Below are 23323 nucleotides of genomic sequence, written 5' to 3'. Positions count from 1 at the left end.
AGCACAGTCGGGGCAACGCGGTACGGAAACGGGGGCGGGCATGGCGAGCACACAGGCCGCCGACCTCCTGGCCACTTGGGAGGCCGGGCTCGGACAGGACGGCTTCGGCCGCGCCCTGCTCCTGCACCGCACCGCGCGCCCGGAGTTCGCGGGTGACAGCGGGGCGCTGCTCGCGCTGCCCGTCGGGGAGCGCGAGGCCGACCTGTTCGCCCTGCGGCGCGCCCTCTTCGGGGACCGCATGCAGGTGCGGCTCGACTGCGCCGCGTGCGGCGAGGACCTCGAACTGGAGCTGGACGCCGGGGAGTTCGCCCGTTCCCTCAGCCCGGCCAAGGAACAGGCCACCCGGACCCTCACCGTGTCCGAGGGCCCTTGGCAGGTGGAGTTCCGGCTGCCGACCGTCGCCGACCTCGCGGCGGCGGCCCGGCAGCCGGACCCGCGGCGCGCCCTGCTGCGCGCCTGCGTGACAAAGGCCGTACGGGACGGGGCAGTCGAGCCCGCCGACGCCTTGCCCGGCACGCTGGAGCAGCGCATCGCCTCGGCCGCGGAGGCCGCCGACCCGGCCGCCGACGTGAACCTCACGATCAGCTGCCCCGCGTGCGCGGCCGCCACCCGCGCCGAGCTGGACATCGCCTCGTACCTGTGGACCGAACTGGACGCCTGGGCCCGGGACGTCCTGCTCGACGTCCATCTGCTCGCCACCGCCTACGGGTGGAGCGAGCCCGAGATCCTGGCGCTCAGCCCGCTGCGGCGCCGCTACTACCTGGAGCTGTGTGCACCATGACCGACTCCACCGATCCCGCCGGGGCAGCCGGGGCGCCCCCGGACCGCGCCCCGGACTTCCTCGACCGGCTGCTCGACCGACACCGTCCGACCGCTCCGCCGCGCCCGGGTGTCGTACGCGTCCAGCCGCGCCTGGCCGGCCCGTTCGAGCGCGTCGAGGCGGTACGCGGGCCGACGGCGGAGCCGGAGGAGACGGCGCCGCTCTGGCCGAGCACACCTCGACCCACCCCTGCCGGGGGCGAGTTGGGGTCCGCGGTGCGCGAGGTGCGGCACCTCACCGAGCGGGAGCGGACCGTCGTACGGACGGAACGCGAGGCGGCGCCCGCACCTCCGCGGGGCCCGCGTCCGGCGGCGCCCGCCGAGCCCGCCGCCCCGCTCCTGCGCCCCGCGGCCGCCGCCGCGCCCCGGCTGCGGCCGCCCGTACCGGACACGACACGCCGTACGGACGGCGACGGCGCCTCGGAGGCGCGGCGCGACACGCCCGCGCGCGTCAACCTTCCCGCCGCCGACGGTCACGCCACGCCCGCTCCCGCCGCCGCGCTGCGGCCGAGCGGCCTCGACACGGCGGCGGCCCGCGAGGCGGTGCGGCAGAGCGGCGCACGACGGCGCGGGCAACCCGCCGAGCAGGTCGTGCAGGTGCAGATCGGACGGCTCGAAGTCACCGCCGCCGCACGGGAGTCGACCACCCGGCGGCCCACCGCGCGGGACCGGCGCGAGCCGACGGTGAGCCTCTCCGACTACCTGGCCCGGGGGCGCGAGTGAACGACCACGCATACATCCGCACGGTGGATTCCGCTGGGGAGCCCTTCCCCGGGCCCGAGGGACACGAGGAACCGACCCCATGAGCAACGCACTCGCCATCGCCCACGTCACCCAGGCCCTCGCCCTGCTCATCGAGGCCAACCTGCAGCCCGAGATCGACATGGCCGTGAAGGTCGAGCCGCGCAAGCCGCCGGCCGACCCGCCGACCGAGCCGACGATCACGGTGTTTCCGTACCAGGTCACGCCCAACACGTCGCTCCGCAACAACGACCTGCCCACGCGGGCCTCCGACGGCACGCTCCTGAAGCGCCCGGCCGCCGCGCTCGACGTGCACTTCCTGATCAGCGCGTACGGCGAGGAGAGCGAACTCGTCGGGCAGCGGCTCATCGGGTCGGTGGTGCGGACGCTGCACGAGATACCGGTGCTGCCCGCCGACGTCATCGAACTCGCCGGTGAGCGCCCGTACTTGACGGGCAGTGACCTGGCCGAGGCCGTGCAGCGGGTGCGGTTCACGCCGACAGTGATGGACATCGACGAGACGTCCAAGCTGTGGGGCATGCTGCACCAGACGCCGTACACGCTGTCCGTCGTCTACCAGGCAGCGCTGATCTTCATCGAGGGCCGGGAGACCCCGCAGCCGGCGCGTCCCGTGGAGCGGCACACCGTACGGGTCGCCCCGTTCGGCGCGCCGGGAGCGCCGGAGCGGCCGGACGTAGCGGGTGATGTGGGCGGTGCGGGCGCCGCGCCGGGTGAGGGCGACTCGCCCGAGGACGGGCTTCCCGAGGCGCAGCCGCCGAAGGCCGACACGCCGGCCAAGGCCGCCGGCAGGGCGCCCGCGAAGGCTGCCGCCAAGGCACCGGCCAAGTCCAAGGCTCCGGCGAAGCGTTCGGCCAAGGCCGCCTCCGGCACGCGTACGGCCCGTGCCTCCCGTACGGCGAAGGACGCGGGCCGCGCGCCGGAGGACTCGAGCACGGCGACGGACACGGGCGCGGAGAGCTGAGGCGGCGGCGGAGTGCGGACTTCCGAGGCGGGTGAGGACATGGCGAGGGACGGCGGAGCCGGGGACATACGCGGCGGCGCGCTGCCGTTGACCGCCGAGATCCGGCGCGTACTGGCCCGCGTCGACGCGCACGCGACACGCGCGGGCGGCGCGGGCGAGCCGGAGAGCGGCCGGTCCGACACGCCGGGCGGCGCCGCGGACGGTGCGGGAACCGTCGGTGCCGCCGACGCGTCCGGTGGCCATGCCGACGACCGTGCGGGAAGCCGCGCCGACGACCGTGCGGGAAGCCCTACCGAGGGGCTGCCCCGCTCCCCCGCGCCGGCCACGCCGTCGGCCCCGCTGACCGCGCTCGCCACCTGCTTCGGGTTGTCGTCGTTCGAGCGGGACCTCGTACTCCTCGCCGCGGCACAGGAGTTGGAGCCCACCACGGCCGCGCGGTGCGCCGCGGCGAGCGGTGATCCGGAGCGGGCGTATCCGACGTTCTCGCTGGCGCTCGCCGCGCTCGCGGAGCCGCACTGGAGCGCGCTCACGCCGGTCGCGCCGCTGCGCCGCTGGCGGCTGCTCGACCTGGAGGACGAGACCCGCCTGACCACGTCCCGGCTGCGGCTCGACGAACGCATCCTGCACTTCCTGCTCGACTCGCCGTACCTGGACGCCCGGCTGCACGGCCAGCTGCGGCGTGCCCCGGTCCCGGACGCGCTGCCGCCCTCGTACGACCTGGCCGCGAGCCGGCTCGCCGACGCGTGGACGTCGGGGGCGCGGCCCGACACGCCGATGCTGGTCGAGCTGGTCGGCGGTGACCTGCGCAGCCGCGCCGACATCGGGGCCGCGGCGGCGGCGCGTTCGGGGCTCGGCCTGTACGCGATGGCCGCCGACGACATCCCGACCGACCCGGCCGAGCGCGACCGGCTCGCCCGGCTGTGGCAGCGGGAGGCGATCCTGCTGCCCGCCGCGCTGCTCGTCGAGGTGGGCGAGCTGGACCGGGACCAGCACGCGGCGACCGACGCGTTCCTGGCGGGCGCCGCCGTGCCCGTCGTCGTGTCGAGCCCCGACCCGCGCCGCACCGACCGGGCGCGCGGCGAGCGCGTCACCGTGCCCCGCCTCGACGACGAGGAGCAACTCGGCGTGTGGGCGGGCGCGTTCGAGGGCGTCGCGGACGTCGACGAGCACGAACTGCGGTCCCTGGTCGCCCAGTTCCAGCTGCCGCCGCACGTCGTCCGTACGGCAGCGGCGGTCGCGAGCCGCGACACGCCTGACGGCCTGGACGCGGACCCGGCGCGGCGCGCCTGGCAGGCGGCGCTCGACGAGGCGCGGGTCGGCATGGACGAGCTGGGCCGCCGTATCGAACCCGAGGCGGGCTGGGGCGACCTGGTGCTGCACGAGCGGCAGACGAGTGTGCTGCGGGAGATCGTGGCGCACGTACGGCAGCGGGCGACCGTGCACCAGGAGTGGGGCTTCGCGCAGACCCTGCGGCGCGGACTCGGTGTGACGGCCCTGTTCGCGGGCGGCTCGGGCACGGGCAAGACGCTGGCGGCGGAGGTGATGGCCAAGGAGCTGGGCCTCGACCTGTTCGTCATCGACCTGTCGCAGGTGGTGTCGAAGTACATCGGCGAGACCGAGAAGAACCTGCGGAAGGTGTTCGACGCGGCCGAACGCGGCGGCGCGCTGCTGCTGTTCGACGAGGCCGACGCGCTGTTCGGCAAGCGCAGCGAGGTCAAGGACAGCCACGACCGGTACGCGAACCTGGAGGTCAGCTACCTCCTGATGCGCATGGAGGCGTACCGGGGCCTGGCGATCCTCACCACCAACATGAAGAAGGCCCTGGACACGGCGTTCATGCGGCGCATCCGCTTCGTCGTCGACTTCCCGTTCCCGGCGGAACACGAGCGGGCGGAGATCTGGCGCCGGGTGCTGCCGCCGCAGACCCCGACGAAGGGCATCGACCCGCAGCTGCTCGCCCAGCTCACCGTCGCGGGCGGCTCGATCCGCAACATCGCCCTGTCCGGCGCGTTCCTCGCCGCCGAGGAGGGCGACCGGCTGCAGATGCGGCACATGCTGGCTGCGGCCCGTACGGAGTACCTGAAACTGGAACGCTCCTTGACGCCGACGGAGGTCCGCGGATGGGTGTGAACGCAGCAGGCGGCCGTCCCGAGATCCGGGTGGACATCGGGGAGCTGGTCCTCGACGGCTTCGGGCCGGGGGTGGACCCGGGGCGCGTATCGGCGTCCTTCGAACGGGAGTTGACCCGTCTCGTACGGGAGTCCGGCGTGCCGCTCGCGGCCGGCGGCGGCCTTTCGGTGGACGCGCTGTCCGGCCTGCCGCCGCTGCCCGCCGGCCTCTCCTCGCGCCGCCTCGGCCAGGAGCTGGCGCGCGCGGTGCACTCGGGACTCTCCGGCCAAGGGGAGGTGACCCGATGACGACCTCCGCCTCCCAGGACGCCCAGTCGGCCGACCAGGCCGCCGCGGAACGCCGCCGCAAACGCAAGGAACGCGCCGCGAAGAGCCGTGCCCCCGAGCCGAAGAACATCGTCAGCGGCGCGGGCCAGCCCCTGGACGCGGGCGTGCGCCGCGAGTTGGAGGAACAACTCGGCCACGACCTGAGCGCCGTCCGCCTGCACACCGACCGCGACGCGGGCACACTCACCGACCTCCTCGGCGCGGACGCGGTGGCCGTCGGCCGGGACATCTTCTTCGGCGAGGGCAAGTACCAGCCGGGGACGGAGCAGGGGCGCGCGCTGCTTGCGCATGAGCTGCTGCACACCGTGCAACACCCGTTCACCAGTGGCGCGTTGACGGCGGGCCGCGACCTCGGCGCGGTGAGCTCCCCGCACCAGGCGGCCGAGCGCGCCGCCGAGGACACCGCGCAGGCCGTGGCCCGCGGCGAGCAGTCACTGCAGGTCGACCGGGAGACCGGCACGCCGGCGTGGATGCGGTACACCACCGTGCACGCCGACCGGAACCGGCTGGAGCAGCTGGACCCGGCCACGGTCGTCGACAGGCTCGCCAACACCGTCCTGCGCGCGCTGCGCACCGACCCGCACGACAGCGCGCAGCGTGTACGGGCCGTGCTTGCCCCGTTGTCGGAGGAGCTGCAGGAGCGGGTCCTCGACCGCCTCGAACACCGGCTGCCGAGCGCCGAGCACGACTTCGTCGTGGACCTCGTCGTGGAGATCGACGAGGAGGGGCAGGCCGAGAGCGAGACCACGGCACGGCAGCGCGCCCTGACCGCCCCGGCGGTCGAGGAGGACACGGCCGAGGACGTACGGGCGGAACGCGCGCAGGAGCAGGAGGAGGCCGAGCAGGAGCAGGCGCGCAGCGAACGGACGGGGCCCGCGCCGGGTCCGGAGAAGGAGGGCGCGGACGCGGACTCCGGGTCCGCGGCGGGCAGTACGCCGGAGAATGCGGGCGGGGCCATCCCGCAGGGCGGCGCGCCGGGCGCGGACTCCGGCAAGGCGCAGGACGAGAAGGAGTCCGACCCGCGTACCGGCGGCGATGCGTCGAGCCCCAAGGGCGACGGGGAGCAGCCCACTTCGCCCGCCGCGCAGTCGGAGCAGAAGGGCGGGGCCGCGGGACAGTCGGAGGGCCGGGCCGGGGAGAAGGCCGGGAAGCAGGAGGAGAAGCCCGGCGGCGGGAAGCAGGGTGAGAAGTCCGACGCGAAGTCGGGTGCTGACAAGAACGCCCAGAAGAAGGACGAGCAGAAGGGCCAGCAGGAGGGCAAGGGCAAGAAGGACGGCGACCGGGCAGGGGCGAAGGACGCCGACAAGAAGGCCGCCGAGCAGGCCGGTCAGGCCGAGGCGGGCGCGCGGGAGGCCGCGGAGAAGGAGGCCGCGAAGGAGCGCGAGAGCGCAGCGGCCGCCGAGGCGGCGAAGAAGGACGCGGCGGCACGGGACGAGGGCTCCGCCCGGATCGCGGGCAAGGACGGCCAACTGCCGGGCCGTTCCGGCACGTTGGACGGCGCCCGCGCCCAGGACCAGGAGGCCGAGGAGGAGCCGGAGTCCGAGACGCGGGGCGGCGACTCCGAGGTGGAGGTCGGGGGCGGCGAGGAGAGCGCCTGGGACATCAAGCTGAGGCCCGAGGACTTCCTGCCCGAGCAGGACCTCGACGTGTCGAACGTGCCGACGTCGGACCGGATGGACGAGTCCTCCGGCAGCGCGACACCGGCCACCCCGTCGTTCCCCGCTCCCGCGCCGACCAAGGCGGACAAGGTGCACGCGGCACGGGAGCAGGAGGACGAGGAGGACGCCGAGCGGGAGGCGGCCGCGGCGAAGGACGACCCGGGCACCGACGACTCCCCGCCGGTGCCGGGCGCCGAGGAGTCGGCGGCCGAGCAGTCCCGTCGTACGGAGCGGGAGCTCGACCCCGCGCAGAAGCCGGACCCGAAGCCCGGGCCCGGTGTGGCGTCCAAGGACCCGAAGCTGGGCGACGACCCGAAGGCGGGCCCGGTCGCAGCCGAGGCCAACGTGCAGGGGGCCGCGGACCGTTCGAAGGAGTCGGGCGGCGACACGGCCGAGAAGGCCGCCAAGGAGACCGCGAAGGACGAGAAGGGGACGGCCAAGTCCGGGCCCGGCGACAAGACGTCGGGGGGCGGCGAGAAGGACTCGGCGCAGTCCCGGTCCGACACCTCCGCCAAGGACTCCCCAGCGGACTCCGCCAAGCCCGGCGCGGAGGGCGACAAGGACACGTCCGAGCAGGGCGCGGCGGGCCCGACGAAGGCCGAGGAGTCGCCGGGCCCGCAGGACTCGAAGGGCCCGAAGGACCAGGAGTCCGGGGGCGGTTCGGGTACGGACTCGGGTACGGACTCGGGTACGGGTGCCGGCTCGGAGTCCGAGTCGGAGTCGGGCTCGGGCGGGGGTTCGGCGGAGTCCGAGGGTCCGGCTGGGGCCGGTGGTTCGACGAGCTCCGGCACGGGGGCGTCGTCGTCGCCCGAGCCGGCGTCGGGCGGTTCGGACAACTCCTCCAGCACGACCAACTCCCCGCCTGCGGAACAGAGTTCAACGACGCCCCGCACTACGGAGCCCCGCTCCTCCTCCCGTACGGAGAAGCCGAGCCCTCGGGCGCAGGCGCCGCGTACGGAGAAGCCCAAGGAGGAGGCGCCGCAGCCGGAGGCCAAGGCTGACGGTCCGGCCGGCGGGAAGGCGGAGTCCAGGGGCGGGGGCGGCGATCGCGGCGGCCGGGCTCCGGCGGCGGCACCCCGTGGCGGCGGTGGCGGCACGAAGGGCGGCGGCGGACCCAAGGGGGCCGGGGGGAAGGGCAAGAAGGCTGCCAAGGCGACCCCGAACCTGTCCGGCGTCTCGCCCGAGGAGGGCCTGTCCGCCGCGTCGAACCTCAAGCCGCATCAGGCGGTCGAGGCGATGGACAGCGTCGGCGGCGCCGTGGACAAGGACGTCGGCAAGGAGCACAAGCAGCTCGCGTCGAAGCCCCCGGCGATGGACCGCCCGACGGGTGCGCCGAAGACCCTGCACGGCAAGCCGGACTCCGAGGAGGCCGCGGAGTACAACAAGGACAAGGCGGCGCGCGCCGACGACGCCAAGGGCGAGAAGGCCGAGGTCAAGGGCGAGAAGAAGCCCGAGGGCAAGATCGAGGCCGAGGAGATGGAGGAGCCCGACTTCTTCGACCAGGTCGGGATGATGGCGGGCTACGCCCTCGGCTGGGTCGGCGAGAAGGTCGGCCTCGACATCTCGGCGGAGGACCTGGCGGCGCAGTTCGCCGGGATGCCGACCAAGGACGAGGCCATGAAGCAGGCGCAGAACGGCACTGCGCCCGGCGTCGACATGCAGGGCCAGGCCGACGACAAGGCCTCCGAGCAGGGCGGCAACACCGACGACAAGAGCCAGGAGGCCGCCGAGACCGGTGCGGACGACGCCGGCCGGAAGATGGGTGAGGACCAGGTCTACCCGGACGCTCCGAAGGAGCGGCTGGAGGGGAAGGTCCCCAAGGAGCAGGGCGGCAAGGCGCGCGTCGGCGGTGGCGGGGCCAACACCGGAGCCGTACCGCCCGAGGCGGCCTCGGAGGTCGCCGAGCACGAGCGGAAGCCGCAGTTCAAGAAGGCGCTGAGCGACGGCCGTCAGGACATGGGCAAGGGCCGGGAGAAGAAGGACCGGGACACCCGCAAGTCCGAGGAGAAGCACAAACGGCAGGTCGACAAGGAAGTCAAGTCCAACACCAAGGACCAGACGGCCAAGCGTGAAGGCGTACTGGACGACGTCGACAAACAGCGCACCGACTGGACCAAGGAGCAGGACGACGAGCTGAAGAAGCTCGGCACGAAGAAGACGGACCGGGAGAAGAAGGTCCGCGACGACGTCAAGAAGGAAGAGGAGAACACCGACAAGGACGTCGAGAAGGAGAAGGAGACCAGCGACAAGGACGTCAAGGACAAGGGCAAGAAGGCCGAGGAGGACGCGGAGAAGAAGAAGGACGAGAAGACCAGCGACTCCAAGAACTGGCTGTCCAAGGCGCTCGACTGGATCAAGGAACAGTTCATCGCGCTGCGGGACAAGATCGTAAAGATCATCAAGGACGCGCGCGATGCGATCGTCGGGGCGATCCAGAAGTTCAAGGAGACGGTCGAAGGCTGGATCAACGCTGCCCGCGAGGGCATCGTCGAGATGATCAAGAAGTTCATCGAGGACCTGATCGAATTCGTCATGTCCCTGGTGGAGGCGGTCATCGAAATCGCCCGCCGCATACGGAAGTTCATCACGGACCTGATCAACGCGGCGCTCGCCTTCGTGACCCGGCTCGCCAACGCGCTGAAGCAGATCATGAAGGATCTGCTGGAGTCGATCGCGAAGCTGCTGAGCGACATCCTGAACACGCTGAAGAAGATGCTCCTGGACGTCCTGAAGGCGTGCAAGGACGCATTGAAGGCAGTCCTCGACTTCGCGACGAAGTTCATCTCCGCGTTCGGCGAGTTCATGATGATCCTGGTCGACATCCTGTCGGACCCGGGCGGCTGGCTGAGCGGCGCGAAGAACTCGGCGTACGACGGTGCGAAGAACCACCTCTTCAACGAGGTGAAGAACGCGGTCAAGCAGTGGTTCAACGACAAGGTCAAGGAGATCACGGGCCTGACCGAAGCCGTCTGGAACAAGCTCATGAAGGGCGGCTGGACGGTCGAGAAGATCGCGAAGGAAGTGTGGGACGCGACCGTCCCCCAACTCCCCTTCATCATCGGCGAGATCGTCATCACCAAGGTCCTGGCGAAATTGATCCCCGGCGCGGGCTGGGGAGCGGCGATCCTCGAGGCGATCCAGGCGGCGATCGGCTCACTCGGCGAGATCCTGAAGGCGATCGGCGCGGTCATCACGTGGCTGAAGTCGGTACGCCAGGGCGGCGCGGGCGTCCTCTTCGCGAAGGCGATCGCGGCAGGAATCGTGGTCCTGCTCGAAATGGCCTACGAGTTGATCCTCAGCGGAATCGGCAAGTACGTCTCGAAGGTCGGCCAGCGCTTGAAGGGCGTGGCGGCAGGCCTGGGCAAGGACAAGGGCCCGGGCGGCGACAAGGGGAAGGACGGAGCGGGGGATCCGCCGGCGGGGAACAAGGGTGGGGACAAGGGTGGCGACAAGGACGCGCCCTCGTCGACGCCCCCGAAGACGCAGACGCAGACGCAGCCGACGAAGCCCCCGTCGAAGGTCCAGCCGCCGACAAAGCCGAAGGACAAGGACAGCCCCGGCAAGCCGAAGGACAAGGACGCCCCAGGAAAGCCGAAGGGCCAGACACCTCCGTCGAAGCCGAAGAACCAGCCGGGCCCGACCAAGCCCAAGGACAAGGACAAGGACAGGGACAAGGGCGCCCCGGGCAAGCCCCAGGACAAGAAGCCGACACCGGCACCGGGCAAGCCGAAGGACAAGGATGCGGAGTCCCCCTCCCCCAAGCCGACGAAGCCCAAGAACGACAAGACGGACGACAAGCCCGACGACAAGAAGAACGCCCCGAGCGACAAGACCACCAAGCCGACGCCCCCGTCCGCGAAGGACAGGAACGGCAAGCCGAAGGACAAGGACCAGCAGTCCGACAAGGACAAACAGGACACCAAGCCCACGCCGACCCCGAAGCCGAAGCCGGACCCGGCCAAGAAGGATGGGCCTGACGGCACGAAGAAGGACGAGAACAAGGGCAACGAGGACAAACGCCCGGACCCCAACAACAAGCGCCCTGACCCGGACTCCAAGAAGGACTCCGACTCCGACGGCAGCAACAAGAAGGACGCCGACGGGCCGGGCAAGAAGGACGGGGACGGGCCGGCGAAGAAGGATGGCCCCAACAACGGCGGAAAAAACAAGGACGAACCTGGGAGGCCGAAGACCAAGGAAGCAAAGGAGGAGAGAAAGAAAGAAGAAGAAGCCCAGGCACCTCCACTACCGCGAGTGCGTTTCCATATGGCGAATGGTGAAGTTCACACCCTCTCCTTCAACGGGCGGACGAAGAGTGCAGATCTTGTTGTGCACAGTTCGCCCGCCCTGTTGAAGAAGTTCTTCGACGACTGGGGCACGGAAATCTCGGGGATGGCCGACGGGGCGGAGAAGGACCGGCAGCAGCGTTCCCGGTCCGATGCGATGAACTCCGCAGGTCAGGTGGAGGCGATGCAGAACGCGATGTCTCCCCGCTACCCGAAGACGCACCGCACGACGCCCGTCGCCACGCGTGCGCTGCAGCACAGCTACGAGCGTCTTCGTGTGCAGATGGTCGATCTGGCCGAAGGCCTGGCGAAGCGCGACGCGAGCGATGACGAGCTGCCTCCGACGATCCTCCCGCCGTTCGCGGACGGGGTTCGGGCACCGAAGACGACCAGGGCCCACTATCTCCAGAAGAAGACACCGAAGGGCGAACCGGCCGGCAAGGCCCACCCAAACGATCCGCCAGGCTATGTGGCGGGCATGCGGGACTGGCCGGACGCGATCGTGAAGATGCATGTCATCACAGAGAAACTGGGCGGCCTCGCGGCCGCATCGAACCTGATCTTGGCGCCTTCCCGCGTGAACACTCGGTTCGAGGTCGAGATCGAAAGGGACGCCAATAAGGCGGCCCGCGATTCGGACACGTCGATGGTCTGGTATCTCGTCAACGTGGATTTCTACCCGGCTCCGAACGAGAACTTCCCGTCCAGCGTTTCCATGAAATGGGGCAAGTACAAGCGGGATGACGCGAACAAGAAGAAGTGGGAGGAAGGTCCGGTCGAAGGAAATTACAGCGAGCCGGTGCACCTCCCCCGCGCCCACTTCGGCGGCTTCGTCATCCGCGTGAACGACGAGTTCGAGTCCAAGACCCTCATACAGGAAGCTCTCGGCGACAGCTTCCCCGCGCAGGGCAAGAAGCGGCCCAGGCCGATGGCTCCCTCCCGATGGGCGAAAGCGGTGATCGACGGCGCGCCCTACTCGGATGCTGGAGACCTCATCACCCACCTCCGTAGCTTCGATGCGAAGGCCCCGAACCCGAATGAGTTGGGCAAGATATTGGCCGCGATACGGCTCCGGGACAAGGAGAGGCGACTTGACTTCACGAAGTAAGTTCTTGCGACTAGATCAGATGTACGGGGAGATGAAGTGCCAGGTCTGACCGACTGTGAAATGCGGCTGAGGAACTCCCTAGACGAACTGAATCAGAGTCCGCTGGTTCACGTCTATGATTCGGAGCCGGGCCGGGTCCGCGAAGAGATCGGTGATGCACAGGCCATGTTGGCCAACGCGCGCGCGTGGTACGGAGTCGATCTGGACGAGACGCTGGGGCGTTGCTTCATCCGATTCAACAAATTCGCGTGCTACTGGCGCATCGAGGACCCCAACATCGAGCTCTCCGGCGAGTTTCGTATCCGGCACTTCCTATCCACCATGGAGAACGAGCCACCCGAAGCGGACCGGGAGTCCGAGGCCGAGCAGCTTCTGTACTCCCAGTATCGTGTGCTGGACGACGCACCCTGGGGCGGAGCAGGAGATTTCGTAGCGCTGCGCATCCAGCCCGATGTCGCCAGCCCGGAGCTCTGGTACCACGATTTCCAGCAGAACGATCTGCTACTGGACCTGGATTACTGTGCGTACCTGGACGCTCTGGCGATCACCAAAGGCGTTTTGGGATGGCAGTACCTGTTCGCGGACGTATCCCTTCAGGACGAGGAACTCGGCACTTTCAAACAGGACCTGACGGATGCGATGACCGTGCTCCCCGACCTTTTCCCCGAGCACGACTATGGACCGCTCAAGGAGCGGCTCAGGGAGCGCATCCGATGAGTGACGCAGCCCGACGTGTCCCGCTGAACTCCCGTGCCCAGGAGCGCCAATGACCCGCTACGCCGACATCCCCAAACCCATCCGCTCCGGAATAGTCCTCATCGACCCGGAACTCGGCACGCCCCAGCGCGTGATCGTCCTGCAGTTCAACCCGGACACGCTGGAGCGGAGCCTCTCCCCGCAGACCGCCGGGAGTGGCGGGGACTCCGGCGGGGGCGGGGCCGGGTCCGGCGATCGGAACGAGGCGTTGCGGCTCAAGGGCCCCGCCGCCGAGACCTGGAAGTTCACCGCCGAGATCGACGCCACCGACCAGTTCGAGATCGCCGCGCCCGACGGGATTCACCCTCAACTCGCGGTGCTCGAGATGCTGGTGCAGCCGACCTCTGCTCAACTCCGGGAAGCCAGCCGGCAGTCGAAGAAGGGGACCATCGAGATCAGTCCGATCGAGATGCCGCTGACCCTCTTCACCTGGGGGAGCAAGCGCGTCATGCCGGTGCGGCTGACCGAGCTCTCCATCAACGAGTCGGCGTTCGACGTCAACCTCAACCCGATCAGAGCGAGTCTCAGCATCGGGCTGAAGGTGCTGACGGTCAGCGATCTGCCGCTCGGGCATCGCGGTGCCGAGCTGTACTACGCGCATCTCGCGCAGAAGGAGCGCCTCGCCGGTGCCGCGCGCACGGCCGGGCTCGGGACGCTCGGGCTCAACTCCGGGCACATAGGCGCAGGAAGGGGCTGACGGACACAGCATGAGCAGCAGCATCGGCGGCATCGAGCCCTACGAGAGCGCCCTCGACGCGATACCCGGGGCGCACCCGTACCCCCGCACCAGCCGCTACCACGACGCCGAGATCGGTGTGCATCGGCTGGCCGACGGGACCGAGGTGCGGTACGCCAAGCGGCGGTTGCTGCCGCCGATCGAGGAAGCGGCCGAGGACACGCAGCCGCACACCGTCAGCACGGGTGAGCGGCCCGATCTGCTCGGGCAGCGGTATTTCGGCGACCCGGCGCAGTGGTGGCAGATCGCCGACGCCAACCCCGTACTCGACCCGCGCGAACTCACCGACGAGCCCGGGCGGCAGGTCGACATTCCGCTCGCCGGTAACTTCCCCCGAGGGGACGGCCGTGGCTGAGATCCCCGTCGGGCGCGGGCCCGTTCACGTCACGCTGCACATGGGGCCGCAGCTCGCCCGCCCCGTGCCCGCCGAGGTGGCGGAAGCGCTGCTCTCCGCGCAGATCACCGCCACCGCAGGGGAGCGGAGCGGCTTCCAGCTCGCCTTCGACCTGACCAAGAACGGCATCATCAGCAAGACCCTTCTCCCTCAAGGGTTCTTCGATCCCAAGACTCGGCTCATCGTCACCGTCACCGTCCGCGGCACGCCCGAAGTGCTCTTCGACGGGCTGATCGTGCGGCAGGAGGTCGGGGCCAGCAACCAGCCGGGGCACTCCACGCTGACCGTCACCGGTGAGGATCTGACGCTCGCCATGGATCTGCAGGAGCGGACCGACAAGTACCCGAACCTGCCGCCCTCGCAGCGGGTGCTCAGCATTCTGCGGCGGTACTCCGGGTACGGCATCCGGCCCGATGTGTACGCCGAGAAGGTTTCCCAGCCGCCGCGCGAGAACCTTCGCGTGCACTACCAGACCGGCACCGATCTGCAGTACATCACCGAGCTGGCCAAGGCCAACGGGTATGTGTTCTACCTTGAGCCCGGGCCCAACCCCGGGCAGTCCTCCGCCCGTTGGGGCCCCGAGGTCCGCGTCGGCACGCGGCAGCACGCGCTCAACGTGAACATGGACGCCAACTCGACCGTCGACCAGCTGACGTTCGCGTACGACGGGACCGCGCGGGAAGAGCCGCAGGCGCGCTGGCAGGATCCGGGGACCCGGCAGTCCACGCCGCTCCCCCAGCCGTCGATCAGCCCGCTGCGGCCGCCGCTCGGCAGGCGGCCGACGCCGGCGCTGCGGCAGCGCAGGCTGCCCGGCACCGCCAAGTACCAGCCCGAGCAGGCCGAGGCCGAACTCCTCGCCCGGGCGGCCACCTCCGCCGACGTGATCTCCGGCTCCGGTTCCCTCGACGTCAACCGGCACGGGTATCTGCTGCAGCCGCGCCAGCTCGTCGGCGTGCGCGGGTCCGGGCGGGCGTACGACGGGGACTACTACGTGAAGTCCGTGACGCACGTCCTCCGCCCGGGGTCGTTCCAGCAGAACTTCACCCTCAGCCGGGAGGGGTTGGAGGCGCGCAGCGCCTACGTACGGCCGTAACAGACCCACACCAGACGCACCGCCGCACACACCAGGAGCACACCGGACATGCCCGCAGCCAGCAACCGTCATCTCGGCAAGTTCCGCGGCCGGGTCGTGGACAACAACGATCCGCTGCACATCGGCCGGGTCACCGTCGAGGTCCCGGACGTGCTCGGCGACGAGCCGTCGACCTGGGCGCTGCCCTGTCTGCCGTTCACCGGGCCGCAGGCGGGACAGTTCGTGGTGCCGTCGCCGGGGGCCGGGGTGTGGGTGGAGTTCGAGCAGGGGGACCCGAGTTTCCCGATCTGGACGGGGTGTTGGTACGGGGAGCAGGACGAGTTGCCGGCGGACGCGCGGCGGCTCGTGCAGCCCGACTCGCAGGTGAAGCCCGTGGTCGTGCAGACGCCTGGCGAGCACAAGATCGTGATGAGTGATCCGGCGGGTCCCGACGAGGGAATCCTGCTGCAGGCGAAGGGCGGGGCGTACATCCGGATCACCGAGGAGACCGTGGTGATCGCCAACGGGGCCGGGGCGAAGATCACGCTCCGGGGAGACGAAGTCGTGATCAACGACGGCCAGTTCAACATCGCGGCGAAGCGATAGAGACGGGGGACGAAGAGACGTGTCCGGGATATCCGGGAATCTGCTCGGCGCCGGTGCGGTGGTCGGCTGTCCGCACGGCGGGCGGGCCACGGCGGCGCCGGGGAACACGGCCGTACGCATCGACGGCGCCCCCGTGGCGACCGCCGCGCACCCGTTCACGGTCACCGGCTGCCCGCACACCGTCGACGGGGTGCCGTCGCCGTGCGTGACGGTGCGCTGGACCGCCGGGGCGAGCGGCGTGACCGTCGACGGCGTCGCGGTGCTGCTCGACACCTCGGCGGGACAGTGCTTCACGGCGGCGTCCGTGCCGCAGGGGCCGCCCGTCGTCCACAGTGCGCAGCGAGAGGTGAGCGTCCGATGAGCACCCCAGGCCGAGCCCGTGACGCTCGTACCCGCGTACGCAGCGACTGGGCCTTTCCCTTCCGCGTCGACCGGCGCGGGCGTACCGCGCACGCCGACCACGACGCGCACGTACGCGATCTGATCGAGCAGGTGCTGTTCACCAGCCCGGGCGAGCGGGTGATGCGGCCCGACTTCGGCTGCGGGCTGCTCGATCTGGTCTTCGCGCCCACCAGCCCCGAGCTGACCAGCACGTTGGAGCTGTCCGTGCAGGCGTCGCTGCAGCGCTGGCTGGGCGAACTGATCGAGGTGGAGGCCCTGGACGTGTCCGGTGAGGAGAACGTCGTACGGGTGAGTCTGGCGTACTCCGTACGGGCCACGGGGTCCGTGCGGGACGAGGTCTTCGAGGGGAGGGCCGCGGCGTGACCGGCGCGACCACTGAGCAGGCCGGCGCCCACCACGCCGGGACGAACCGTCGGGCGCGGATCAGGGCGGCGCAGCTGAACGGCGTCGACGCGGTCGAGGTGAGCGACGACGGGCTGATCCTGACCGTCACGTTCCTCGGCAAGGCGCCGCACGGGCTGTGCGCGGAGAACATCCGGATCGACGGCGGCCGGCGGATCACCGGCATCACGGCCGTGGACATCAGCGTGGAGCGGGAGGAGGACCCGGAGCTCGACGACCGGCTGTACGTCACGGTCGACAAGGCGGGCGACACGTCCCCGTACACGCTGTCGGTCGTCGAGACCGACCCGTACGGGCGGCCGGGCGACGTGCCGTTCCGCGGGTTCGAACAGCGGTACCACAGCGCCGAGTTCCGCTTCCGGCCGGACTGCCCGACGCCGTTCGACTGCAAGGAGCAGCCGTACGAGGAAGAGCCCGGGTTCCCGGACGCGCCCGTCGTCGACTACACGGCGCGCGACTACGACACGATCCGCAAGCTGCTCCTCGACCGGCTCGCGCTGACCACCCCGGACTGGGTGGAGCGCAACCCGGCCGACCTGGGCATGACGCTGGTGGAGCTGCTCGCGTACACCGGGGACCAGATCAGCTACCAGCAGGACGCGGTGGCGACGGAGGCGTATCTCGACACGGCGCGGCGGCGCGTCTCCGTGCGGCGGCACGTGCGGCTGATCGACTACGCGATGCACGACGGGCAGTCGGCCCGCGCGTACGTGGCCGTGGAGACGGTCGGGGAGCACACGCTGCTGCCGGGCACGTACCGCTTCGCGTCGGTGGACGTGCGGTCCCTGGACCCGCACGACCGGCCCGAGCCCGGCACCGTCATCGACGACGCCGACCTGGCGGACCTGGACGAGCGGGGCTCGGTCGAGGTGTTCGAGCCGGTGGCCGTCGACGAGCCGCTGCGGCTGCGGGCGGCGCACAACGCGATCCGGCTGTGGACGTGGGGCGGCGACGTGTGCGCCCTGCCGAAGGGCGCGACGGCGGCGACGCTGCGGGACGCGTGGCGCGACCCGGAGACCTGCACGGAGCGTCAACTCGACCTGTGTGCCGGTGACTTGCTGATTCTGGAGGAGGTCAAGGGGGCGCGGACGGGCACGCCGGGCGACGCCGACCCGGGCAGGCGGCAGGTGGTGCGGCTCACGTCCGTCACGCCGGGGCTCGACCGGGTCGAGGACCAGCCGGTCCTGGAGGTGACGTGGGCGGCCGAGGACGCGCTGCGCTTCCCGCTGCGGCTCACGGCCCTCGGCGGGCGGGACTGCGAGCCGGTGGAGGACGTGACCCTTGCACGCGGCAACGTCTGCCTGGTGGATCACGGCCGGACCCTGAACTGGTGCGGCGACGGCCTCACGGAAACCGTCACCGTCCCGCACGACCCGGCGGTGGCCGGGGACTGCGCGCCGCCCGGCTTCGGCTGCCCCGACGCGGACGCGGGCAACGCGCCCGGCAGGCTCGTCAACTCCCTGACGGACAAGGCGGATTGCGGCGAGCGGATCACCGCGGACGACGTGCGGGAGTTGTTCGACGTGGTCGGGGACGCGGCCGTCACCCGGGCCGGGATCGGTCTGGAGCGGGCGGGCACGCGCGAGGAGCGGGTGGTGCCGGGCACGGCGTACGCGCAGGCCGCGGCGCTCCGTACGCTGCTCGCCCAGTCGGTGTATCCGGGGATCGTGCCGCGGTTCCGGCCACGTCTGTCCCGCTCCCCCGTCGCGCAGGTCGGCCCGTACCCGGATCCGGCGCTGGTGGCCGCGGGGCAGGCGGACCGGCTCGCGGCGATCCCCGGCCGGGTGCGGCAGCGCCTTGTGGAGCTGTGGCGGAGCGCGCGGGACAGCGACGGGCTCGGGGACGCGGAGATCGACGAGCTGACCGTGGTGTTCGGCCTGAAGGTCGTCGAGCGGTTCGAGCTGCGCCGCCATCCGGTGCGGGCGCTGCGTGAACTCCTGCACCGCGAGGACCAGTTGCTGGCGCAGAAGCGGCGCCGCCTGGAAGTCCTCACGGCACGGGCGCGGGCGGGCACGGTGCTCGACGGGCCCATCGCCTGGGAGATCGCGCACAGTTGGGGCCCGGCGTACGCGGCGGGCCTGCACCCGGACGAGCCGGTGCTGCGCGGCCCGGCGAGCGCCGCCCTCGACCAGGACCCGCGGCGCGCACTGCCCGCCGTACGGGTGCACGACGGGGAGCACGTGTGGGAGCCGCGCCGGGACCTGCTCGGCTCCGGGCCGCGGGACCGGCACTTCGTGGGCGAGCTGGAGGACGACGGCCGGCTCGCGCTGCGCTTCGGCGACGGGGTGCACGGCGCGCGGCCCCGGCCGGGGGCCCGCCTGGAGCTGCGGTACCGGCTCGGCGGCGGCACGGGCGGCAACGTGGGCGCGGAGGCCGTCAACCATCTGGTGGTCTGCCGTGACCCGGACGCCACGGAGCAGCCGCCGGTGGCGGGCGTGCGCAACCCGCTGCCCGCGACGGGCGGCACAGAGCCCGAACCGGTCGAGCAGGTACGGCAGTTGGCGCCGCTCGACCTTCGGCGGACCCGGCTGCGGGCAGTGACGGCGGAGGACTACGCGGCCCTCGCGGCGGGCCTGCCCGGCGTGCAGCGCGCGGCGGCGGAGATCCGCTGGACGGGCAGCGTGCAGGAGGCGCACGTCGCGGTCGACGCGTACGGCACCGGCACGCCGTCGCCGGAGCTGCTCGACGCGGTGGCGCACTCCCTGGAGGCGTACCGGCGGATCGGGCACGACCTGGTGGTGGGTCCGGCGCGGACGGTGCCGCTCGACGTGGCGCTGACGGTGTGCGCGCTGCCGGGGCATCAGCACGGGCAGATCCTCGCCGAGCTGTACCGCGTGCTCGGCGCCGGGCGGCTGCCCGACGGCAGGCTCGGCTTCTTCCACCCGGACGCGCTGACGTTCGGCGAGCCGGTGCGGCTCAGCCGTCTCGTGGCCGTCGCGGCGGCGGTGCCCGGCGTCCGGAGCGTACAAGTGACCCGGCTGAAGCGGCTGTTCCACGAAGAGCGCGGAGAGAGGGAGGACGGGGTGCTGCGGCTCGGCCCGCTGGAGATCGCCACCTGCGACAACGACCCGGACCGGCCGGAGAACGGCCTTCTGGAGATCACCTTGGGGGGTGCCCGATGAGCGACGCCTGCTCCTGCGGCGGCGCGTGCGCCGCCGGCGGTCACGACGAGCGGCGGGCCCCCGTCGCCCCGCACAACCCGCCCGGCCGCACGGCCCTGGACTACCGGGTGGGGACGTACGGCTCGTTCCTGGCCGCGCAGTTGGACCGGCTGGCCTCGCCCGCGTACCCGGCGCTCGCGGGGCTCACGGTGCGGACGCCGGACGACCCGGCGATCGGGCTGCTCGACGCCACGGCGGTCCTCGGGGACCTGCTGACGTTCCACTCGGAGCGGATCGCCGACGAGGCCTATCTGCGGACCGCGAACGAGCACCGCTCGCTGGTGCTGCTCGGCCGCCTGGTCGGGCACCGGCCGCGGCCCGGGGTGGCGGCCTCGACGCATCTCGCGTACCGCCTCGACCGCGATCCGCGGGCCGAGTCGCTGCAGGTGCTCGTCCCGGCCGGGGCGCGCAGCCACAGCGTGCCCGCGTCGGCCGACGAGGACGCGCAGACCTTCGAGACCGCCGAGGACCTGACGGCCCGCTGGGACTGGAACGAGCTGAAGGTGCGCCGCCGCAGGCCCGCCCTGCTCACGCCCGAGGACCTGGAGCGGCGCTCCGAACTGTTCGTCGAGGGCACGGCGACCCAGCTGCAGACCGGCGACCAGCTGCTCTTCGTCTTCGGCGAACAGGCGGGCGGCGTACGGGTGTTGAAGCCGGTGGCGCGGGTGCGCGTCGACCGGGACGACGACGTGACGGCGCTCGCCCTGCCCGGCTCGGCGCCGCCCACCCTGAAGGAGCTGGTCGACGAGGCGCTGCGCTGGATCGCCGCGCCGCAGGGCCCCGGCGAGCCGGGCGAGGAACCCCCGACGCCTCAGGTGCCGAACCCGCGGCCGGTCAGCCGGTACATCGAGGACTTCGAGGAGCAGGTCCTCGCCCCGCTCCGCGCGTCCCTGCCGTCGGCGGGCACCCCGGAGCGGTTCGCGGCGCGCCTGGCGGGCCCGGTGGCGCGGCTCGGCGAGGCGCAGGTCCTCGCCGGGGCGTACGAGGATGTCGCGGCCTGGTTCGGGCAGCTGGAGGCGGTGCTCGCCGAACTCGCCGAGCGGGCCCTGGAGTTGGCGCCGTCGCAGCCGGTCGACGAGGAGGAGAAGCCGGGCCCCGCGCAGCCCGCCGACCCGCTTGCGGCGCTCGGCCGGCTGCTCCCGGCGCTGCGGGGCCCGGCGGCGACTCGCCGCGGCAGTACGGCTGCCGGTGCCCCGGGCGCCGATCCCGTACGGCTGCTCGCCGCGCTGCATCCCGAGCTGCGCGGGCCGTTGCGGCGGGCGTGGCAGGGCGTGAAGGCGCCCGCGGCGGGGCCTCAACTCCTGCGCGCCGTATGGGCGATGCGGGCGCGGGCGACGCCGTTCGGTGCGACCGCGCCGCTGAAGCCGGTGCAGGACGACCGGGGCCGGGTGGTGCGCACCGCGGACTGGCCGCTGACCGGGGCGGTCCTCACGTCGATGCGGGTCGTGTTCGACACGTCGGGGAAGGTGCCGGAGAAGGCGGAGTTCCAGTACGTCGAGGGCTCGGGCTCGGACCAGCGGTCGGAGAACCTGATCGGCGCGCAGCCCGTGGAGTTCCCGCTCGGCCCCGGGCGCGTGCAGCTGTCGGCGCGGGCCGGGCAGGACCGGGAGCTGAGCTGGCTGGGGCGGCGCCCGACCGACTCGCAGGAGCCCGGCGTCACGGCCCGGCTGCTGCCCGGACTGCCCGAGCGGGGCCTGTTCGTGTCCCGGCCGGACGACGACGGCACGGTCCAGGTGCTCCTGCACAACGGCAGTTCGGCGCCGCACACGCTCAGGCCGGGCGAGACACGGCAGTTCACGCAGGGCGAGTACGAGGTGACGGTCGCGTACACGGTGGCCAGTACGCCCGCGCACGTGGAGATCGTGATCGCGTCGAAGCCGGAGCCGCTGAACCGGAACGTGCTGCAGCTGGACACCGTGTACGACCGGATCACGGTGGGCAGTTGGGTGGCGGTCGAGCGGCCGCGCAAGGGCAAGGACGTCAAGGACGGCGGCATCCCCGGCGACCCGAAGCTGTCGTTCGTGACGACGCAGGTCAAGGAGGTGCGCACGGCCGCGTACACCCAGTACGGGATCACCGGGCGCGGCACCGAGCTGGTCCTCGCCGACCCGTGGCTGGACGAGCACGACGTCCTCCTGTCGCACATCAGGGACGCCACGGTGCACGCGGCGGGCGAACCGCTGCGGATGGCGGACGAGCCGCTCGGCGAGGACGTGCACGGCAACGAGGTCGAACTCGCCGAGCTGTACGAGGGGTTGCAGCCGGGCCGCACGCTCATCGTGTCCGGCGAACGCAGCGACGTGCCGGGCGCGACCGGGGTGGAGGCCACCGAGGTCGTCGTCATCGACCGGGCGGACGCCGTCGCCGACCCGCTGCCCGCGGGCGGGCGGCCGCACACCCGGCTCACGCTCACCACGGACCTGGCGTACCGCTACCGCCGGGAGACCGTGAAGATCCTCGGCAACGTGGTGGCGGCGACGCACGGCGAGAGCCGGGACGAGCCGATCGGCAGCGGCGACTCGGACCGCACGAACCAGACGTTCGCCCTGTGGCAGTCGCCGCTGACGTGGCTCGCCGCCGACAACCCCCTGGGCGCCACCCCGGTGCTCGAGGTGCGGGTCGACGGGGTGCTGTGGCACGAGGTGGACAGCCTCGCCGGACGCGGCCCGCGCGAGCGCGTGTACATCACCGGGTCCACGTCGGACGGCCGTACGACGGTGACGTTCGGGGACGGCGTGCACGGCGCGCGGCTGCCCGGCGGGCACGAGAACGTGCGGGCCCGCTACCGGTTCGGCACCGGCCGGGCCGCGAACGTGGCGTCGGACCGGATCACGCAGGCCGTGACCCGCCCGCTCGGCGTCACCGCGGTCACCAACCCCCTTGCCGCGAGCGGCGGTTCGGACGCGGACGGGCCCGCCCTCACCCGCCGCACGGTGCCGCTCGCGGTGGCGGCGCTCGACCGGCTCGTCTCCCCCGTCGACTACGAGGACTTCGCCCGCTCCCGCGCCGGGATCGGCCGGGCCTCGGCGCGCGAGCTGTACGACGGCCGGCGGCGCCTCCTGCACGTCACGGTGGCGGGCACGGACGACGTGCCGATCGCCGACGACGCGGACGTGCTGCGGGCGCTCCGGTCCTCCCTCGCGGAGTACGGGGACCCGCGGCTCGCGGTGCGGGTGGACGTGCGGGAGCTGGTGCTGCTGTTGCTCGCCGCGCGCGTGAAGGTCGCACCCGACCACACCTGGTCGGTGGTGGAGCCCCGCCTGCGCCGCGCCCTGTTGCGCCGACTCGGCTTCGAGGGGCGGGAGTTGGGGCAGCCGGCCGCCCTGTCGGAGGTCCTGGCGACGGCCCACTCGGTGCCGGGCGTGGACTACGTGGACGTCGATGTGTTCACGGGCGTCCCCGCGTCCGCGACGCCCGCGGAGCTCCTGGACATCGTCCGCGACCCGGGCGAGCCCCGCGCCGCGGTCCCGGCGCGCACGGCGGCGTACGACGAGCGGGTGCACACGGTGCGCGAGGAGGGCGGCGAGACCCTGTCGTCGGTCTGCGAACGGTACGGCCTGCCGCTCGCCGAGCTGCTGCGCCTCAACCCCGACATCACCGACACGCGTCCCCTGCGGAAGGGCCGCACGGTGTACGTGTTCCGCGGGATCCGCCCCGCCCAACTGGCGCTGCTCTCACCGCAGGCCGCGGACTCGCTGATTCTTACGGAGGTCAAGTGATGTACCTGGACAGCCAGTTCGTACC

15 protein-coding genes are annotated in these 23323 nt (G+C 72.0%); all 15 read left to right on the top strand.

Annotated elements, in window-relative coordinates; genetic code table 11:
* Window positions 1-40: 40 nt before the first annotated feature.
* The 15 genes from ACIDOF_RS35410 (at window position 41) to ACIDOF_RS35340 (ending at window position 23298) form a co-directional block, all read left to right on the top strand.
* On the top strand, window positions 41-781 hold the full coding sequence (locus ACIDOF_RS35410) for a hypothetical protein (RefSeq protein WP_409010346.1): 741 nt from the start codon (window positions 41-43) through the stop codon (window positions 779-781).
* A complete protein-coding gene (locus tag ACIDOF_RS35405; RefSeq protein WP_409010345.1) occupies window positions 778-1542 on the top strand; it encodes a hypothetical protein in 765 nt (254 codons plus the stop codon). Before ACIDOF_RS35410 ends, ACIDOF_RS35405 begins: the two co-directional genes overlap by 4 nt.
* Before the next feature lie 79 nt (window positions 1543-1621).
* Window positions 1622-2542: a DUF4255 domain-containing protein gene (locus ACIDOF_RS35400; protein WP_409010344.1), complete on the top strand. Its 921-nt coding sequence runs from the start codon at window positions 1622-1624 to the stop codon at window positions 2540-2542.
* Window positions 2543-2581: 39 nt separating this feature from the next.
* The gene (locus ACIDOF_RS35395; RefSeq protein ID WP_409010343.1) at window positions 2582-4672 is read left to right on the top strand and encodes an AAA family ATPase; all 2091 of its coding nucleotides are present in this window, start codon (window positions 2582-2584) and stop codon (window positions 4670-4672) included.
* Window positions 4663-4959 carry a hypothetical protein gene (locus ACIDOF_RS35390; protein ID WP_409010342.1) on the top strand — a complete coding sequence of 99 codons (297 nt, stop codon included), beginning with the start codon at window positions 4663-4665 and terminating at the stop codon, window positions 4957-4959. The genes ACIDOF_RS35395 and ACIDOF_RS35390 overlap by 10 nt, the downstream gene beginning before the upstream one ends.
* Window positions 4956-12050: a DUF4157 domain-containing protein gene (locus ACIDOF_RS35385; protein WP_409010341.1), complete on the top strand. Its 7095-nt coding sequence runs from the start codon at window positions 4956-4958 to the stop codon at window positions 12048-12050. The genes ACIDOF_RS35390 and ACIDOF_RS35385 overlap by 4 nt, the downstream gene beginning before the upstream one ends.
* A gap of 36 nt (window positions 12051-12086) precedes the next feature.
* Window positions 12087-12767 (top strand): hypothetical protein, encoded by a 681-nt coding sequence (locus ACIDOF_RS35380; RefSeq protein ID WP_409010340.1) that lies wholly within the window; start codon window positions 12087-12089, stop codon window positions 12765-12767.
* Window positions 12768-12816: 49 nt separating this feature from the next.
* Window positions 12817-13503 carry a hypothetical protein gene (locus ACIDOF_RS35375; RefSeq protein ID WP_409010339.1) on the top strand — a complete coding sequence of 229 codons (687 nt, stop codon included), beginning with the start codon at window positions 12817-12819 and terminating at the stop codon, window positions 13501-13503.
* A 22-nt stretch (window positions 13504-13525) separates the two neighbouring features.
* The gene (locus tag ACIDOF_RS35370) at window positions 13526-13897 is read left to right on the top strand and encodes a hypothetical protein (RefSeq protein ID WP_409010375.1); all 372 of its coding nucleotides are present in this window, start codon (window positions 13526-13528) and stop codon (window positions 13895-13897) included.
* Window positions 13890-15029, top strand: a complete 1140-nt coding sequence (locus ACIDOF_RS35365) for a hypothetical protein (RefSeq protein WP_409010338.1) — start codon at window positions 13890-13892, stop codon at window positions 15027-15029. The genes ACIDOF_RS35370 and ACIDOF_RS35365 overlap by 8 nt, the downstream gene beginning before the upstream one ends.
* A 48-nt stretch (window positions 15030-15077) precedes the next feature.
* Window positions 15078-15614 carry a phage baseplate assembly protein V gene (locus ACIDOF_RS35360; RefSeq protein WP_409010337.1) on the top strand — a complete coding sequence of 179 codons (537 nt, stop codon included), beginning with the start codon at window positions 15078-15080 and terminating at the stop codon, window positions 15612-15614.
* A 28-nt stretch (window positions 15615-15642) separates the two neighbouring features.
* On the top strand, window positions 15643-15975 hold the full coding sequence (locus ACIDOF_RS35355) for a hypothetical protein (protein WP_409010374.1): 333 nt from the start codon (window positions 15643-15645) through the stop codon (window positions 15973-15975).
* Window positions 15972-16379, top strand: coding sequence for a GPW/gp25 family protein (locus ACIDOF_RS35350; RefSeq protein WP_409010336.1), 408 nt, complete (start codon window positions 15972-15974; stop codon window positions 16377-16379). Before ACIDOF_RS35355 ends, ACIDOF_RS35350 begins: the two co-directional genes overlap by 4 nt.
* On the top strand, window positions 16376-19540 hold the full coding sequence (locus ACIDOF_RS35345) for a putative baseplate assembly protein (RefSeq protein ID WP_409010335.1): 3165 nt from the start codon (window positions 16376-16378) through the stop codon (window positions 19538-19540). The genes ACIDOF_RS35350 and ACIDOF_RS35345 overlap by 4 nt, the downstream gene beginning before the upstream one ends.
* A complete protein-coding gene (locus ACIDOF_RS35340; RefSeq protein ID WP_409010334.1) occupies window positions 19537-23298 on the top strand; it encodes a putative baseplate assembly protein in 3762 nt (1253 codons plus the stop codon). Before ACIDOF_RS35345 ends, ACIDOF_RS35340 begins: the two co-directional genes overlap by 4 nt.
* Window positions 23299-23323 lie beyond the last annotated feature (25 nt).

Origin of the sequence: Streptomyces sp. Da 82-17, from assembly GCF_046098215.1 — a bacterium.
Taxonomy (GTDB): Bacteria; Actinomycetota; Actinomycetes; order Streptomycetales; family Streptomycetaceae; genus Streptomyces.
This window is presented reverse-complemented; position numbering and strand designations above follow the sequence as displayed.